General features: G+C 67.5%; 12 protein-coding genes. 1 reads left to right on the top strand and 11 read right to left on the bottom strand.

Translation table 11 applies throughout. The features are described from left to right. Window positions 1-34: 34 nt before the first annotated feature. The 9 genes from AC1RB9_RS26700 to AC1RB9_RS26740 form a co-directional block, all read right to left on the bottom strand. Window positions 35-604 (bottom strand): lipocalin family protein, encoded by a 570-nt coding sequence (locus AC1RB9_RS26700; protein WP_003457643.1) that lies wholly within the window; start codon window positions 602-604, stop codon window positions 35-37. After that, complete coding sequence (gene bamE, locus AC1RB9_RS26705) at window positions 601-858, bottom strand: outer membrane protein assembly factor BamE domain-containing protein (protein WP_003095983.1); 258 nt, start codon at window positions 856-858, stop codon at window positions 601-603. The genes AC1RB9_RS26700 and bamE overlap by 4 nt, the downstream gene beginning before the upstream one ends. 72 nt (window positions 859-930) lie before the next feature. Further along, complete coding sequence (locus AC1RB9_RS26710; RefSeq protein WP_003101790.1) at window positions 931-1,533, bottom strand: DUF924 family protein; 603 nt, start codon at window positions 1,531-1,533, stop codon at window positions 931-933. Window positions 1,534-1,537: 4 nt separating this feature from the next. Continuing rightward, window positions 1,538-2,548, bottom strand: coding sequence for a class 1 fructose-bisphosphatase (locus tag AC1RB9_RS26715; RefSeq protein WP_003095990.1), 1,011 nt, complete (start codon window positions 2,546-2,548; stop codon window positions 1,538-1,540). 139 nt (window positions 2,549-2,687) lie between these two features. Further along, window positions 2,688-3,218 carry a lactoylglutathione lyase gene (gene gloA / locus AC1RB9_RS26720; protein WP_003101793.1) on the bottom strand — a complete coding sequence of 177 codons (531 nt, stop codon included), beginning with the start codon at window positions 3,216-3,218 and terminating at the stop codon, window positions 2,688-2,690. Between the two features lie 156 nt (window positions 3,219-3,374). After that, window positions 3,375-5,315, bottom strand: a complete 1,941-nt coding sequence (gene estA, locus AC1RB9_RS26725) for an esterase EstA (RefSeq protein WP_023131386.1) — start codon at window positions 5,313-5,315, stop codon at window positions 3,375-3,377. A 108-nt stretch (window positions 5,316-5,423) separates the two neighbouring features. Beyond that, window positions 5,424-6,818 carry a DUF3999 domain-containing protein gene (locus AC1RB9_RS26730; RefSeq protein WP_003146454.1) on the bottom strand — a complete coding sequence of 465 codons (1,395 nt, stop codon included), beginning with the start codon at window positions 6,816-6,818 and terminating at the stop codon, window positions 5,424-5,426. Next, window positions 6,815-10,420: a DUF2339 domain-containing protein gene (locus tag AC1RB9_RS26735; RefSeq protein WP_003457649.1), complete on the bottom strand. Its 3,606-nt coding sequence runs from the start codon at window positions 10,418-10,420 to the stop codon at window positions 6,815-6,817. The genes AC1RB9_RS26730 and AC1RB9_RS26735 overlap by 4 nt, the downstream gene beginning before the upstream one ends. 138 nt (window positions 10,421-10,558) lie before the next feature. Then, entirely contained in the window at window positions 10,559-11,143 is a 585-nt protein-coding gene (locus AC1RB9_RS26740; RefSeq protein WP_003457652.1) for an SAM-dependent methyltransferase, read from the bottom strand. A gap of 83 nt (window positions 11,144-11,226) precedes the next feature. Between AC1RB9_RS26740 and AC1RB9_RS26745 the strand changes: the two genes are divergently transcribed. Continuing rightward, complete coding sequence (locus AC1RB9_RS26745; protein ID WP_003114472.1) at window positions 11,227-11,652, top strand: helix-turn-helix domain-containing protein; 426 nt, start codon at window positions 11,227-11,229, stop codon at window positions 11,650-11,652. A gap of 83 nt (window positions 11,653-11,735) precedes the next feature. On the opposite strand, the gene typA is transcribed toward AC1RB9_RS26745, so the two are convergent. Together typA and thiI are read right to left on the bottom strand one after the other, a co-directional pair. Next, window positions 11,736-13,553, bottom strand: a complete 1,818-nt coding sequence (gene typA, locus AC1RB9_RS26750; protein ID WP_003096009.1) for a translational GTPase TypA — start codon at window positions 13,551-13,553, stop codon at window positions 11,736-11,738. Window positions 13,554-13,769: 216 nt separating this feature from the next. Continuing rightward, on the bottom strand, window positions 13,770-15,224 hold the full coding sequence (gene thiI / locus AC1RB9_RS26755) for a tRNA uracil 4-sulfurtransferase ThiI (RefSeq protein WP_003096011.1): 1,455 nt from the start codon (window positions 15,222-15,224) through the stop codon (window positions 13,770-13,772). Between the last annotated feature and the right edge of the window lie 278 nt (window positions 15,225-15,502).

A 15,502-nucleotide genomic window follows, 5' to 3' on the forward strand; every position in this document is an offset into this window, starting at 1 on the left:
CTGGAAAGAAAAAACGCCCCGGCGGGGCGTTCCTTCACTGGCTCCGCTTCAACTGGCCGTTGGGTACCCGCCAGATCAGCTCGTCCACCGCGTAACCGCGGCTGCGCGCTTCTTCCAGCAGACGCTCGCGGGTCTGCTGCGAAACCTGCGGGGTACGCGACAGCAGCCACAGGTATTCACGGTTCGGATTGCCCACCAGCGCGGTACGGTAGTCGTCGTCCACCGCCAGCACCCAATAGTCGCCGCGCGCCACGTTGGGGAAGAGATTGGCGAACCAGTTGTCGAAGCGCACCCACAACTTGTCGGTGCGACCCGGCTGCTGGGCGACCGCCCGCCCCTCCACCTGCTCCCAGTCGCCATCCAGGGTCAGGCAGCGATTGATCACCTGGATGCTCTGGTCTTCCTGCAAGCGGTAATGCGCCTCCGATTGCGCGCAGTTGCGCTGGAAGAACATCGGCAAGCGCGCCAGTTCGTACCAGGTGCCCTGGTAGCGCTGGAGGTCGACCTGCTCGGTGGCCGGCGGATTCTTCGGCGAGCCCGCGCAACCGACCAGCAGCAAGCCCAGCCACAGGGTGCAGAGCACCCGGATCGGCAGACCGATCACTTGAGCCCCTGGCCGGAGAAGAGCAGCGCCTTGTCGGCCGCGTACTGCACGCTGATGAAAGCCTTCTCGTCGCCCCAGGTGCAACTGGACATGCCCAGCGCGCCGGAGCACTCGGTGGGCTTGCCGAGGATCGCCTCGACCTCGGCCTTGCTCATGCCGGCCTTGAGCTTGGAATAGTTTTCCTGGTTGATCTTGCTGCAGGCGGCCAGGACGACGCAGAAAGCGACCACGGCCAGGGTACGGAACGACGCCATGAGGAACTCCTTGTTCGGGGGAAGCGCTGCCCTACAGCTTGGCACACGCGGGGGAAATCCGGAGCCTTGGAGTCAGAAACGCGAACCGGGTTCCCTGAGGAACGCCGTCTCCTCCTCGCTGGAGGGGCGGCCGAGAATGGCGTTGCGATGGGGAAAGCGACCGAAGCGGGCGACTACCGCATGATGCCGCTCGGCATAGTCGTAGAAATCGTCGAAGGGCTTGCGCACGCTGCCACCGACCTGATCGCGCAGGTCGCGGAAGCAGGCTACCGCCCGCTCCTGGCTGGGCAGGTCCTCGGCGTGCTCCAGGACCAGGTAGGCGAACACCCGGCGCACCGGCGGCAACTGGCGGTCGAAGCCTTTTTCCAGGCCCTCGCGCACCACCCGTTGCGCCCGGGCGTCGCCGGCGTAGGCGCGCGGCGTGTCGCGGTAGATCATCCGCGGCAACTGGTCGAGCAACAGGATCAGCGCCAGCCAGCCATCGGCCTCGGCCGTCCACTCCTGCAAGCCGCCGTCCAGCGCCTGGTTCACCAGGTCGCCGAAACGGCCGCCGGCATCGGCGTCCTGGCAGACGTTCTTGCCGAACCACAGGCCGTTGCGCTGGGCAACCACCTCGGCGGCGTCGCTGGAGGTGCCGAACCACCAGTCGAGCAAGGTCTCCCAGGGCGCGCTCATCGGCCTACTCCGCGTGGTAGCCGGTGATGCGCTCGACTTCCTGCTTCGAGCCGAGGAACACCGCGACACGCTGGTGCAGGTTCTCCGGCTTGATGTCGAGGATGCGCTGGGTGCCGTTGGTGGCGGCGCCGCCGGCCTGCTCGATGATGAACGACATCGGGTTGGCTTCGTACATCAGGCGCAGCTTGCCGGGCTTCTCCGGCTCGCGGGCGTCGCGCGGGTACATGAAGACGCCGCCACGGGTCAGGATGCGGTGGACGTCGGCGACCATCGAGGCGATCCAGCGCATGTTGTAGTTCTTGCCCAGCGGGCCTTCCTTGCCGGCCAGCAGTTCTTCCACGTAGCGTTTCACCGGCGCTTCCCAGTGGCGCTGGTTGGACATGTTGATGGCGAACTCGGCGGTGCTTTCCGGCACGCTGATGTTGTCGTGGGTGAGGACGAAGCTGCCCAGCTCGCGATCCAGGGTGAAGCCCTTGACGCCATTGCCGAGGGTCAGCATCAGCATGGTCTGCGGGCCGTAGATGGCGTAGCCGGCGGCGACCTGGGTGGTGCCCGGCTGGAGGAAGGCTTCCTCGCGCAGGGTATCGTTCTGGTTCAGGTACTCGTTGGGGCAGCGCAGCACCGAGAAGATGGTGCCGACCGAGACGTTGACGTCGATGTTGCTGGAGCCGTCCAGCGGGTCGAAGACCAACAGGTAGGCGCCTTTCGGATAGCGCCCCGGAATCTGGTAGGGGTGGTCCATCTCCTCGGAGGCCATGCCGGCCAGGTTGCCGGCCCATTCGTTGGCTTCCAGCAGGATCTCGTTGGACATCACGTCCAGCTTCTTCTGCACCTCGCCCTGCACGTTCTCGGTGCCCATGCTGCCGAGCACGCCGCCCAGCGCGCCCTTGGACACCGCATGGCTGATTTCCTTGCAGGCACGCGCCACGACCTCGATGAGGAAGCGCAGGTCGGCCGGGGTGTTGTGGCTGCGGGTCTGCTCGATCAGATAGCGGCTCAGGGTAACGCGGGACATGGATGGCTCCGGAGAGAGGAAAAAACCCGCGCAGTTTAACGCGGAATTGGCGGTCACGCTTGACTCCGCGCAACCGCCGGTTGGAGATCGGCGGCGGCGGCGCGGTTCATTTCCGCGGCGCGCAACCGATCGACGGTCGTCAGCCGCGCCCCATCTCGCCGTTCAGGCTGGCCTGGACGATTTCCACCCAGTAGCCGTCGGGATCGCTGATGAAGGCCACGTTCTTCATGCCTCGGTCCAGCGGCTTGACGAAGTTCACCCCGAGCGTTTCGAAACGCTCGCAAGCCGCCACCAGGTCGGGCACCGAGAAACAGATATGGCCGAACCCGCGCGGGTCCTGGTTGCCGTTGTGGTACTGGCTGTCGTCGCTCTCGCTGCCCCAGTTGTGGGTCAGCTCGAGGACCGACTGGCGCCCGAAGGTATATCGCTGGCGCTCGTCGACCGCATCAGGCACTTCTTCGCCACGGGTCATGGCGAGGAAATACAGGGAGAAGCGGCCTTCCTCGAAATCCAGGCGACGCAGCAGGCGCATGCCGAGCACCCGCGAGTAGAAGTCGAGCGAGCGCTTCGGATCCTTGACCCGCAACATGGTGTGGTTGAACACGTATTCCTGGGTGATGGCGTCCGGCTCCATGCAGATGCCGGGCTGTACTTCGGTGTTGAAACTCATCGGGCGATTCCCTCGAACGAAACGGATCGGCAGTGTATGGCGGTCGACCGGGCGGCGAGTAACAGCGGGGTACTACTCTCTTGATGCCGGCGCGCGCCGTTCGTTCCGTCGGCGAGAAACGCGACCGGCGCCGCCTGGGCGCCGGTCGCCGCTACCTCAGAAGTCCAGGCTCAGCGCCAGGCTGACGCTCTGCTGGGTATCGTCCTCGCCCTTGCGCCAGTTGTAGCCGCCGCGCAGCGACAGCTCCGGTGCCAGCTTCTGGCTGAAGCCGAGGGAGACGCGGTTGAGGTGGTCCTGCGGGGTGTAGCCTTCGAGGGTAAAGCGATTGCCCGGCAGGCTGTTGAGGGACATGGTGAGGTCCTGGGTGTCGTCCTCGTACTCGCGTTCGTGGGCGTACTCGGCGAACAGCTGAGTATCGCTGCCGAACGCGTACTTGCCTTGCAGGCCGGCGCCCAGGCGCTTCGAGCTGCGCTTCTGGTCGTCGTAGTCGAGCGCGGTGGCGCTGGCGCCCTTCTCGGAATAGCCGTCGACCTCGACCCGTGCATAGTCGGCGCTGACGAACGGCGACAGGTGCCAGGGACTGTCGGCCTGCTGGGCGATGTCGTAGCCCAGGCGCGCGCTGAACGCCCACAGGTGGCCGTTGGTGTCGCCTTTCTCGCTGCGCTCGCCGCCGCCCAGGGCGAACTTGCGCTTCAGGTCGTCGTAGTCGAGGTAGCCGCCGGTCAACGCCGCGTCGGCCCACCAGCGGGTTTCCTGGTACTGCACGAAGGCGCTGGCCATGTAGCTGTTCATTCGGTAGTTGGAATCCTTGGCGCCGGCTTCCAGCTTCTGCCGGTAGAAACCGGCGGCGACCCCGGCGCGCCAGGCCTCGTCGATGCGGTAGCTGCCGCCAAGGGTCAGGTTGTAGCCATTGCCGTCGCCGCTGGCGGCGCTGTCCTGGGAGTCGAAGTCCAGGCGCTGGCCACCGCCGCCGACGAAGCCGCGCCACTGGCCGACGTTCTGCCAGTTCTCCCAGTCCGCCTGCCACTGGCTGCGCAGTTCGTCCTGGTAGGCACGCAGGGTGCCGTGGGCCATTTCCGGCAGCAGGGTCAACTCCCAGGGCGCCGACAGCAGCGAATAGGTGTAGTCGGCGATCAGGCGCTGGCCGGTGATGGTCGGGTGCACGCTGTCATTGAACAGCAGTTTGCTCGGGTCGGGCGTGCTGCCGTTGATCCCGTAGGTCGGGTTCATGGTGCAGCCGTTGCCGCTGAAACAGGTGCCGATCAGGTTCTGGTCGGCGGCCAGGCCGAAGGAAGCCGGGTTGGCCATGCCTTCCTTGAGCAGCAGCGGGATGTTCAACGGAATGACGTTGGCGCCGGCCTGGCTCAACTGGGCGGTCAGCTCGGCGTTGAACGTGCCGCTGAGTTGGCTGGCGAAAGGCTGCAAGGGACCTCCGAAGGTAGCCGGGGTCAGGCCCAGGTCGGGCAACAGCCAGACCACGATGTAGCGCGCGCCGGCCTGCTGCAGGGCCTGCACGCTATCCACCAGGCGACCGGCGGCCTGTTGTGCCTGGACGTCGTTGAGGATGCGCCCCTGGAGGAAGTCGTTGCCGCCGCCGGTGATGTAGTACAACGCGTTCGGATCGGCACCCAGGCCCTGGCGGGCACGGTCCACCAGGTAGCCATCGCGGCTGCGCAGGAGGGTATTGTCGCGCTCGATCAGCGAGCCGTTGGCCGCGGTGATCGAGTCGTAGATCTGGTCGGTCCGGTAGCCGCCCACCGCCCAGTTGTTGCCGTCGGCGATGCCCTGCTGGGCGTTGACCGGCGAGGTCGAGGCAGCCAGGTCGCCCGGGGCGATGCCGAGCTGATTGCCGAGCAGCATGGGCGCGGTCGGTCCGAAGATCTCGCCGCTGCCGTTCTGGTAGGTCGGGCCGACCCGGTTGGTGAAACGCGAGGTGCTTCCGGCGGGGCCGGCAGGATCGGGGAACTGCCCGGCATCGCTGAGGCTGTCGCCGAACACCACCAGCGTCGAATAGGGCGAAGGAGCAGCCTGCGGGGCGGTGGACAGCGAAGCCAGCAGGCAGGCCGCTACCAGTGGCTTGAGCGCCATTCTGATCATTCTCTTACTCCGTGATTTGTTTTTATTGTCGGGCCGCCGCGTCGTCGGCATGCGCCCCGGGACCCGTCGTAAAGCCTCCTCAGCCGAACAGCATAGCGCGGAACCGGCTCATGGCTTGTTCGGCGAGGAACGCAGCAGGCTCATTGCCATTATTACCAGCAGAGCGACCCCCAGCAGAAGTACCGCCCACAGGCCGATCTTCTTCCAGTCGCTACCCGGTGCCGGCGCCGCGACCGCCATGGCCACCTCCAGCGGTTCGCCCAGGCTGGCGCTACCCAGGGTGGCGCGCTTGCTCTCGGTATAGCCGGGAATCAGTACGCCGAGCGGCAGCGCCGCCGACTGCGCGCCGGGCTTGCCGAACGCCAGCCGGTACGGCGGGCTGCCGCGCACCAGGAACACCAGTTCGCTGGCCGGCAGGCCGACACTCAGGGACGGGACCTCCGGGCCCAGGCCGGTACCTCGTTGGTCCACCTGCAGACGCAGCTCGCGCACCGCCCAGCCCGGCAGTTCCAGCTCGTTCTGCTGTACGTTGCGGCCGTCGATCGGCAGCCGGTAGAGAACCCCGCGTGCCAGGCTGCTCCAGGCGGCCTCCCGGCGCGGCGAAGCGTTCTCCGTACGATCACGGCCGGACAGTTCCACCGGGACGATGGTGTGGGTCAGCGCCTGCTCCAGGGACACCCGCACCCGCTGCAACGGCAACGCCAGCGGCAACTGCCAGCGGTACTCGCCGTCCCCCGCCTGGCGCCCGGCCAGCGGCTCGGACCAGATCATCGGCGCCGGCTCGGTGCTCCGCGTGCTGCCTTGCAGGCGGGCGCCTTGGAGGTCTGCCGCAGTTGCCCCGGCCGGCCAGGCCAGACGCAGGTAGCGGGCCTGGCGGCCGGGAAGCTTGACCTCGCTGACGTCGATGCGTTCGCCGTTGAAGGTCAAGCGGGCGATCTGTCCGTCACCCCAGGCCTGCCAATGCTCGAGGTCGTCGCTGGCTTCCACGGAGAAGCGCTGGAAGCCCTCCTCCGGGCTGCTCCAGTCCAGCCGCAGGCGCTCCAGGGGAAACGTCACCGCGCTCGCGTCGATCAGCCAGCCGCGCAAAGTCTCGGCAGCCGGCCCGGCGTTTTCCGGCAGCACCTCGACTATGGTGCCGCTGGTGTTGCGCTGCACCCGCAGGTTCGGTTGCGTCGCGTCGGCGGCGGACGTGCCTCGCAACGGGAACAGCCGCACCTCGGCCTCATGCGGCGTGCTGGCCTGGCGCTCGCTGCCGGCCACCAGGGCGTAGGGCAAGGCCTCGCCTTCGGCATCGAAGACCCGCAGGTCGCGCAGGTCGGCATGGGCAGCCGACAACTGCACGCTCATCGGGATGCTCAGGCGATACCAGGGACCTTCGCCCTGCAGCGACAGCGCCACCTGGCGGCTGAAACCTTCGGCAGACTCCTTCGCCGACAGCGGCAGGGACAGGCAGGCGCCCAGCAGGAGCAGGCCGGCGGTTCTGAACGAAAAGGAGCGCGTCATGGCTGCTCGGCCTCCGATGCGACCTCGGCGCGACGCGGAGGCAAGGGTGAGAAGTAGCCGACGACCAGCAACAGGACGCCGACCCCGATGAAGGAGATGATTCGCTCCAGGCTGCCACTGTTGCCCAGCTCGACGAAGAACAGCTTGACCACCACGACGCCGACCAGCGCCGCGCCGACCATCCACAGGTCGCGCCGGCCGAGACGGGTACCGGCGATGGTCAGGCCCAGCGCACAGAGCGTCCAGACCAGCGACAGCCCCGCCTGCACCAGCATCGACGCGGTCAGCGCCTCGGCCTGGAACGGTACGCCGGCCAGGTGGTGCGCGGCGCGGCACACCGCCAGGGTCAGCAGGGCGAACAGCGAGGCGCCGGCCAACGCCTGGCGCCCCAGGCGCGCGCTGGCATTGCCATCGACGAGCGAGGCCAGGCTGGCGTCGCTCCAGCGGTAGAGGGCGAACAGCACGATCAGCAGCCCCAGTTCCAGCGGGTTGGCCAGCGGCAGGTAAGGCAGCGGCTCGGCAGCGCCGTCGCTGAGCAGGTTGGCGCTCCAGAACCAGCCGAGCAGCAACAGCGCCACCGGCGCAGCGGCGAGCAGCCGATACTCTCGCGGGAAGTCGCGCAGCGGCCAGGGCAGGCTCCGCCCGCCAGCCACCAGCAGCAGGTAGGCGCTCGGGACCAACGCCCAGCCCAGCCAACGCCAGGCGTTGTACTGTTCGGCGAGCAGGGCGAACAGGTAGCGCAGCTCCAGCGCCAGCACCCCTAGCAACAGCCAGCAACCGAGCACATGGGCAACGCTCAGGGCCTTCGCCGGCAGCAACGGGGCAAGGCGTCGCAGCGACAGCAGGTGCGTGGCGAACAGCAGCGGCCAGGCCAGCCAGCCGAATTCGCCGAACGGCTGGTAATCGAAACGCCAGGCACTGGCCAGGGCCAACAGCGCCACCGGGACCAGCGCCAGGCACAGCAGGGCCAGTTCGCGCCAGCGCTCGCGCAGCGCCAGCAGCATCCACGACGCCACTGTCGCCGCGGCCACCAGCAGCAACGCATGCTCGCGCAGGCCATAAGGCACGAAGCGGACGGTTTCGCACAGCGCGGTCAGCGCCCACCAGCCGGCTCCCCAGAGCAGCAGCAAGTGCGACAGCTCGGCCAGGCCGAGGGTACCGATACCCAGCGCCCGCTCGCGCTCGCCGGCGCGGCGCAGCCGCCAGGCGCCGACCAGCGCCGCCAGGGCCAGCACTGCCGGCGTCCAGAACCCGGAATGGGCCAGGGGCCGCAGGCCTTCGCCGCTCAGCGAGCCGAACAGCGACGGCCCGGCGAGGAGGAACGCCAGGCCGCCCACTACCTGCAAGGCGAGGCCGAAGTAGAAGCTCAGGCGCTGGCGCAGCACCAGGCTCAGCCAGATGATCAGCAGCCCGCTACCGGCCCATACCGCGCTGGCGTTGCGCCAAGGCAGGACGAACAGCACTGCCAGGTTGACGAACGCCAGACCGGCCAGCAGCACCAGGCTCAAGCCCATGAGCAGCCGACTATCGTCCTTCACCAGCGGGTCGCGCGCCGCCAGCAGCATGCCGCCGATCAGCGCCAGGCCAATCAGCGAGGCGGTCATCAAGCCACGCCAGCCCGAGTCGAATACCCCACCCTGGCCATCGCCGCCCTGCAAATGCAGGAGGAACAGCGCACCGCCCAGCAGTTGCACGGCGAAGGCGCAGAACAGGAAGGTACGCGAGCCCAGGCGCAAGCCGGCGAACAAGCTCGCCAGGCCGGCCACGGCCCAGGCGATGGCGGTGCCGTCGACGGCCAGGCAGAGCGGTGCGACCAGGTAGAGGAAGGCCAGGCCGGCGGCCGCCAGCAACGGCCGGCAGGCGGGCTCCCAGTCGGCCAGCGCTTTCGCCGGCGTGCGACGCAGCTGCCAGAAGCTGAACAGCGCCGCCGCACCGAGCATCAGCGCGCCCAGCGGCGAACCCTCCAGCAACGTCGTCTCACCCGGGCGCACGCCATTCAGGTAGGCCAACGCCGCACCGCCCTGCAACAGCAGGGCGAAGAGCCGCGCCAGGCGGCGTTGCTGGTGCAGGCCGAGCCAGTAGATGCCGGCGCCCTCGACGGCCCAGGCGGCCGAGGTCCAGCGCGCGTCCAGGCCGAGCGGAATGGCCAGGGTGCCGAAGACCACCCCCAGCGCCAGGCAGATTTCCACCAGCAGGCTGGTGCGTCCGGCCGAAGCATGGCCGCGCAGCACCCGCGCCAGGACCATGTAGAAGAGCCCCAGGGCCAGGGCGCTGAAGGCCATGCCGAAGTCGATGTGGCCGATCACCGCGCATTGCAGGCCGAACCCCACCAGTGGCGGGCCGAACAGCACGGTGGCGTCGATGTAGTCGGCCTGTCGCGCCGACCAGCGCAGCAGTTCGCCGCGCTCGGCAGGCGCCTGCGCGGCCTCCAGCAGCTTGCGGCGGGCGAAGAGCAGGCCGATCCCGACGTACATCAGGAAGAACAGGGCCAGGAACGGCTCGGTGCTGGCGAACAGCTCCGGTGTATAGGAGCGCAGTCCCCAGGCGAAGCCGATGCCGAAGGTGCCGACGAAGCCGACCAGGTTGAGCGGCCGCCAGGCGCGGAACCAGGCGATGGCGAAGATGCCGGCGTTGAGCAGGGCGAAGTAGCTGAACAGCGCTACATGGTTGCCGCTGCCGGTGGAGGTCAGGATCGGCGCGGCGAAGCCGCCGAGCGCCGCCACCACCGCCAGGCCCATGGCGTTCTGCAGCACGGCGAGGATCGCCGAGCAGATCGTCACCACCACCAGCAGGGCCAGCGCCGCGCCGGGAGAGATCAGCGGATGCAGGCGCATGGCGGCGAAGATGGTCAGGTACAGCACCGCGATACCGGTGCCTTGCAGGATCAGGCCGTAGGCGGCGCGCCGCTCGCGCAACCACCAGCCGACGCCGAGCAGCGCCATCGCTGCCAGCGCCACCCCGGCGTAGCGGTACTCCACCGGCACCGCCACCCGTTCCGAGGCATAGCGCAGGAGGAAGGCCAGGCCGATGAACAGCAGCACCACGCCGATGCGCAATACCGTGTTGCCGCCGAACAGCCAGCCCTTGGCCGCGGCGAAGCCACGCTCGACCAGCGAGGGTTCGCGTGGAGGCGCTGGAGGGGCGGCACGGCGCGGCGCTGGCAGGGCGTCAGGCTGGAACGCCGGCTGACGCTCGATGGGCTGGACGGGTTCGGGGGGACGAGGCGGAGGCGGCGCAGCCTCGACGGCCGGTAGCTCGATGTCCCAGTCCAGCGGCGGGGCAACCTCGGCGGGAGGAGCGGGAGGCGTGTCTGCGAGCGGCTGGTCGATGCCGGCGGCCGGCTCGGGAACGCTTTCGGGAAGGTCCTGCGCCTGGCGCTCCACGCGCAGCAAGCGCTGGTGGATGACCTCGGTGCCGCGCTCGAAGCGTTCGGCGAATTCGCTCATCTGCTTGCGCAGGCGCTCGTTCTGTTGCGCCAGGTTCTGCAGCGAGACGGCCTGTCCCAGGGCCAGGCCGGAAAGGCCGCCGAGGAGGGCGCCGACCAGCGATTCCCCGGCGAAGCCGCCGAGGATCAGGCCCACCAGCATGAAAATCCATTGCATGCGTCGAATCCTTGATCAAGAGGTACCACGATCCACTGATACCTGCCCTGGCCATCCTGCCAGAGCGGAACCCGCCCCGGGAGTATACAGCCCGCATTCCAGAGATTCGACGCATTCCGACGCCCGCCCCGTGGCGAGCTACCTCTTCCTGGCGATGAACTGGACCACGCAGGCCGCGCCGGTGTGGAAACGGCCCTCGACCACCTCGCGCTCGATTTCCCGCGCCAGCAGCACCTCGCACTCCGGCAGCTCCGCCTCCAACGCCGCGCGGCTCACCAGCATGTCGACGTCCGCCGGGCCGCCGGTGCCGCGGCCGAGCTGTTCCGGCCGATAGGCCTCCAGCAGGAAGAGACCGCCCGGTCGCAGCGAACGCTCCAGCAGGCGGTTGAGTCTGCCGCGCACGCGACTGGGCAGGTGCGCGAAGATCGACACCACCGCGCCGAACGCCGCTGCCGGCGGTTCGTAGTCCGCCAGGTCGACCACCAGGGCGTCGATCGACACGCCTTTCGCCTCGGCCAGCCGGCGCGCCTTGGCCAGGCCGACGGCGGAGCCGTCCACGCCAAGCACCTCCAGCCCCAGCGAAGCGAGGAACACCGCGTTGCGCCCCTCGCCCTCGGCGACGCTCAGCACCGGCCCGGCCAGCCGCTGCGCATGCTCCTTCAGGAAAGCGTTGGGTTCGGTTCCGTAGACATACTCTTCGGCGGCATAGCGTTCGTCCCACATGAGGTTCACCTCGTCTGTATTTCGTCACGGCCCAGGTGCCGAAACGCTAGTCTTCCACTTCAAGTCGACTTGAGGTCAAGGGCATGCGGCAACTGGACATAGGCGAGGTCGCGCGACGATCCGGGGTACCGGCCTCGACCCTGCGCTACTACGAGGAAAAGGGACTGATCGCCTCCAGCGGCCGGCACGGCCTGCGCCGGCTGTTCGATGCAGGCGTGCTGGAGCGGCTGGCGCTGATCGGGCTGGGCCGCGCCGCCGGGTTGTCGCTGGACGAGATTGCCGGCATGGGCGCAGCCGACGGCGCGCTGCGGATCGACCGCGCGGCGCTGGCGGCCAAGGCCGACGAACTGGACCGGACGATCCGCCGCCTCGCCGCCATGCGCGACGGCCTGCGGCATGCCGCGGCCTGTCCGGCGCGCGAGCACATGGACTGCCCGACGTTCCGCCGCTTGCTGCGGGCCGCTGCCGCGGGGGCCATCAAGCCACGCCGGAAAGCGCCCGGCGCATAACAAAACGGCCGGTAGGCCGGGCACCCCTGCCCTGCCTGCCGGCCGCGAGGCACGCCGTTGCGGCGCGCCGGTACGGCAACGGTTTAGACCTTGCTGCGCTCGTAGCGCTTGCGGTCGTTCTCGTTGAGCATCTTCTTGCGCAGGCGGATCGACTTCGGCGTCACTTCCACCAGCTCGTCGTCGGCGATGAACTCCAGCGCCTGCTCGAGGGTGAAGCGGATCGGCGGAACCAGGGCGATGACTTCGTCCTTGCCGGAAGCGCGCATGTTGTCGAGCTTCTTGCCCTTGGTCGGGTTGATCACCAGATCGTTGTCACGGCTGTTGATGCCGGCCAACTGGCCTTCGTAGATTTCGTCGCCCGGGCCGAGGAACAGCTTGCCGCGGCTCTGCAGGGTCTCCAGCGAGTAGGTCAGGGCGGTGCCGGTGGCCATGGAGACCAGTACGCCGTTCTGGCGGTTGCTGACTTCGCCGGCCTTGATCGGACCGTAGTGGCTGAAGGTCGAGGTCAGGATGCCGGTGCCCGAGGTCAGGGTCAGGAAGTTGTTGCGGAAGCCGATCAGGCCGCGCGCCGGAATGGTGTACTCCAGGCGCACGCGGCCCTTGCCGTCGGGAATCATGTTGCTCAGGTCGCCCTTGCGCAGGCCCATCTGCTCCATCACCGAGCCCTGGTGCTGCTCCTCGATGTCGATGGTGACGTTCTCGTAGGGCTCCTGCTTCTCGCCGTCCTTCTCGATGATCACCACTTCCGGGCGGCCCACGGCCAGCTCGAAGCCTTCGCGGCGCATGGTCTCGATCAGTACCGACAGGTGCAGTTCGCCACGGCCGGAAACCTTGAACTTCTCCGGGCTGTCGCCCGGCTCGACGCGCAGCGCCACGTTATGCAGCAGTTCCTTCTCCAGGCGCTCCTTGATGTTGCGGCTGGTGACGAACTTGCCTTCGCGGCCGGCGAACGGCGAATCGTTGACCTGGAAGGTCATGCTCACGGTCGGCTGGTCGACGGTCAGCGGCGGCAGCGCCTCGACGTTCTGCGGGTCGCACAGGGTATCGGAGATGAACAGCTCCTCCATGCCGCTGACGCAGACGATGTCGCCGGCTTCCGCCTCGGCCACCTCGACGCGCTGCAGGCCGTGGTGGCCCATGATCTTCAGGATGCGGCCGTTGCGCTTGCTGCCGTCGTCGCTGATGGCCACCACCGGGGTGTTGGACTTGACCTTGCCGCGGGTGATGCGGCCGATACCGATCACGCCGAGGAAGCTGTTGTAGTCCAGCTGCGAGATCTGCATCTGGAACGGACCCTCGGTGTCCACCACCGGAGCCGGGACGTGGTCGATGATCGCCTGGAACAGCGCGTCCATGTTGTCGTCCATCTTCTCGTGGTCGAGGCCGGCGATGCCGTTCAGGGCGCTGGCGTAGACGATCGGGAAGTCGAGTTGCTCGTCGGTGGCGCCGAGGTTGTCGAACAGGTCGAAGATCTGGTCGATGACCCAGTCCGGACGCGCGCCCGGGCGGTCGATCTTGTTCACCACCACGATCGGACGCAGGCCGGCCTTGAAGGCTTTCTGGGTCACGAAGCGGGTCTGCGGCATGGGGCCGTCCTGGGCGTCCACCACCAGCAGCACGGAGTCGACCATCGACATCACGCGCTCCACCTCGCCGCCGAAGTCGGCGTGACCGGGGGTGTCGACGATGTTGATGTTGTAGCCGTTCCACTTGATCGCGGTGTTCTTCGCCAGGATGGTGATGCCACGCTCTTTTTCCTGGTCGTTGGAGTCCATCACCCGCTCGCTTTCCGCTTCTTTGCGGTCGAGGGTGCCGGACAGCTTCAGCAGCTTGTCCACCAGGGTGGTCTTGCCATGGTCGACGTGGGCGATGATGGCGATGTTGCGCAGATTTTCGATCACAAGTCTTGTCTCGTTTAACGCCCGAAGCGCGGCTTCGCGGCGGTGGTGGGGTCGGACAGGGCGGCGCCCGACACGACAGGCTTCTTCAATTAAGGGGCGAGCAGCAGGCGGACGCTGCCCCGGTCCGGCCGGCACGCCGAAGGGCGGGCATCGGCCTAGGCGGCGGACGTGTCGGGAGGACGGTGGCGGATGCTGCCGCCGAACAAGCCCGGCTGCTTAAGCCGGACGATAAACACGCACATTGGTGTGCCCCTCGTTGAGCAGGTGATGGGCATGCAGGCGGCTCATCACCCCTTTGTCGCAATACAGGAGGTACTGGCGGTTGGCGTCCAGTTCCTTGAAGCGGCTGTTGATCGCGTAGAACGGCAGCGCCTGGACTTCGACGCCTTCCAGGGCCAGGGGTTCGTCTTCCTGGGCATCAGGATGGCGGATATCGATGACAATCTGACCGGGCAGCACCTCGCCGACCTCTTCCACCTGCAGGTCCTGGCCGAGTTCGTCGATCACCCGGTCGACGGTGCGCTGGGTGGCGCGCTCCAGGGCGCGCTCGAGCACCGCCATGTCGAATTTCGACTCTTCGTGCTCGACGCGGTAGGGCTTGGCCTGGGTGGTCGGGTTCACCGAGATCACCCCGCAGTATTCCGGCATGTGCCGGGCGAACTCGGCGGTGCCGATCTGCCGGGCGGTGTCGATGATGTCCTGCTTGTGGCTGACGATCAGCGGGCGCAGCACCAGGGTGTCGGTAACCCGGTCGATCACCGAGAGGTTCGGCAGGGTCTGGCTGGACACCTGGGAGATCGCCTCGCCGGTCACCAGCGCGTCCAGCTCCAGGCGCTCGGCCACGCGGCTGGCGGCGCGCAGCATCATGCGCTTGAGGGTCACGCCCATATAGCTGTCGTCGACCTTGGTGAGGATCTCGCCGACCACTTCCTCGAACGGCACGCTGACGAACAGCACGCGCTGCGAGCGGCCGTACTTCTCCCACAGGTAGTGGGCGACTTCCATCACCCCCAGTTCGTGGGCGCGCCCGCCGAGGTTGAAGAACACGAAGTGGCTGATCATCCCGCGGCGCATCATCTGGTAGGCCGCCACGGTCGAGTCGAAGCCGCCGGACATCAGCACCAGCACCTGTTCCAGCGCGCCCAGCGGATAGCCGCCCAGGCCCGGATGCTGGCGATGGATGACGAACAGGCGGTCGAGGCGGATTTCCATCCGCACCTCGACTTCCGGCTGCTTCAGGTCGATCCCGGCAGCCCCGCATTCGCGGCGCAGGCCGCTGCCGACGTAACGCTCCACCTCCATCGAGGTGAACGCGTGCTTGCCGGCGCGCTTGCAGCGCACGGCGAAGGTCTTGCCGGCCAACTGGTCGCCGAAATGCGCCTTGCACTTGGCGAGGATGTCGTCGAAATCGCCCAGCGGATACTCGTGGACCTCGAGGAAATGACCGATGCCCGGGGTGCAGGTCAGGCGCTCGATCATCTCGCGCCTGGCCTTGGCGTCGACCACGGCGGTCTCTACCTCCAGGTTGTCCCACTCGCCCTCGACCTTCAGCTCCGGGTCCAGGTCGCGCAGCACCGCGCGGATGTTCTTCGCCAACTGCCGGATGAAGCGCTTGCGCACCGGCCGGCTCTTGATGGTGATTTCCTGGAAGGTCTTGACGATGAGTTTCATGCGAGGGACGCGAACGCGCGGGGCGACGGAAAAAAAGGGGCGGAATTATATCTGAAATTGCTCACGTATTGAGCAGAAATATGCACAGTTATTTTTGCTGCACCAAAATGGAATGATGCACCAACATGGAGCACCATAACGGTGCACCCGAAGGCCGCCCAGCTACCCTGAAGAAGACCTGGCCCCGCCAAACATGGGGCCCTGCCCGATTCCGGGCACTGGCACGCAACTTGCTCACTTGTGAGGCAGGTTGCCCTGGCGGAGTATTCCGGCCGGCA

The organism is Pseudomonas sp. 20-5 (assembly GCF_056782835.1).

Bases quoted from the DNA above. Each gene is read 5' to 3' on its own strand.
- bamE (WP_003095983.1), bottom strand. From the start codon at position 858: ATGGCGTCGTTCCGTACCCTGGCCGTGGTCGCTTTCTGCGTCGTCCTG.
- AC1RB9_RS26710 (WP_003101790.1), bottom strand. From the start codon at position 1,533: ATGAGCGCGCCCTGGGAGACCTTGCTCGACTGGTGGTTCGGCACCTCC.
- AC1RB9_RS26715 (WP_003095990.1), bottom strand. From the start codon at position 2,548: ATGTCCCGCGTTACCCTGAGCCGCTATCTGATCGAGCAGACCCGCAGC.
- gloA (WP_003101793.1), bottom strand. From the start codon at position 3,218: ATGAGTTTCAACACCGAAGTACAGCCCGGCATCTGCATGGAGCCGGAC.
- estA (WP_023131386.1), bottom strand. From the start codon at position 5,315: ATGATCAGAATGGCGCTCAAGCCACTGGTAGCGGCCTGCCTGCTGGCT.
- AC1RB9_RS26730 (WP_003146454.1), bottom strand. From the start codon at position 6,818: ATGACGCGCTCCTTTTCGTTCAGAACCGCCGGCCTGCTCCTGCTGGGC.
- AC1RB9_RS26735 (WP_003457649.1), bottom strand. From the start codon at position 10,420: ATGCAATGGATTTTCATGCTGGTGGGCCTGATCCTCGGCGGCTTCGCC.
- AC1RB9_RS26740 (WP_003457652.1), bottom strand. From the start codon at position 11,143: ATGTGGGACGAACGCTATGCCGCCGAAGAGTATGTCTACGGAACCGAA.
- AC1RB9_RS26745 (WP_003114472.1), top strand. From the start codon at position 11,227: ATGCGGCAACTGGACATAGGCGAGGTCGCGCGACGATCCGGGGTACCG.
- thiI (WP_003096011.1), bottom strand. From the start codon at position 15,224: ATGAAACTCATCGTCAAGACCTTCCAGGAAATCACCATCAAGAGCCGG.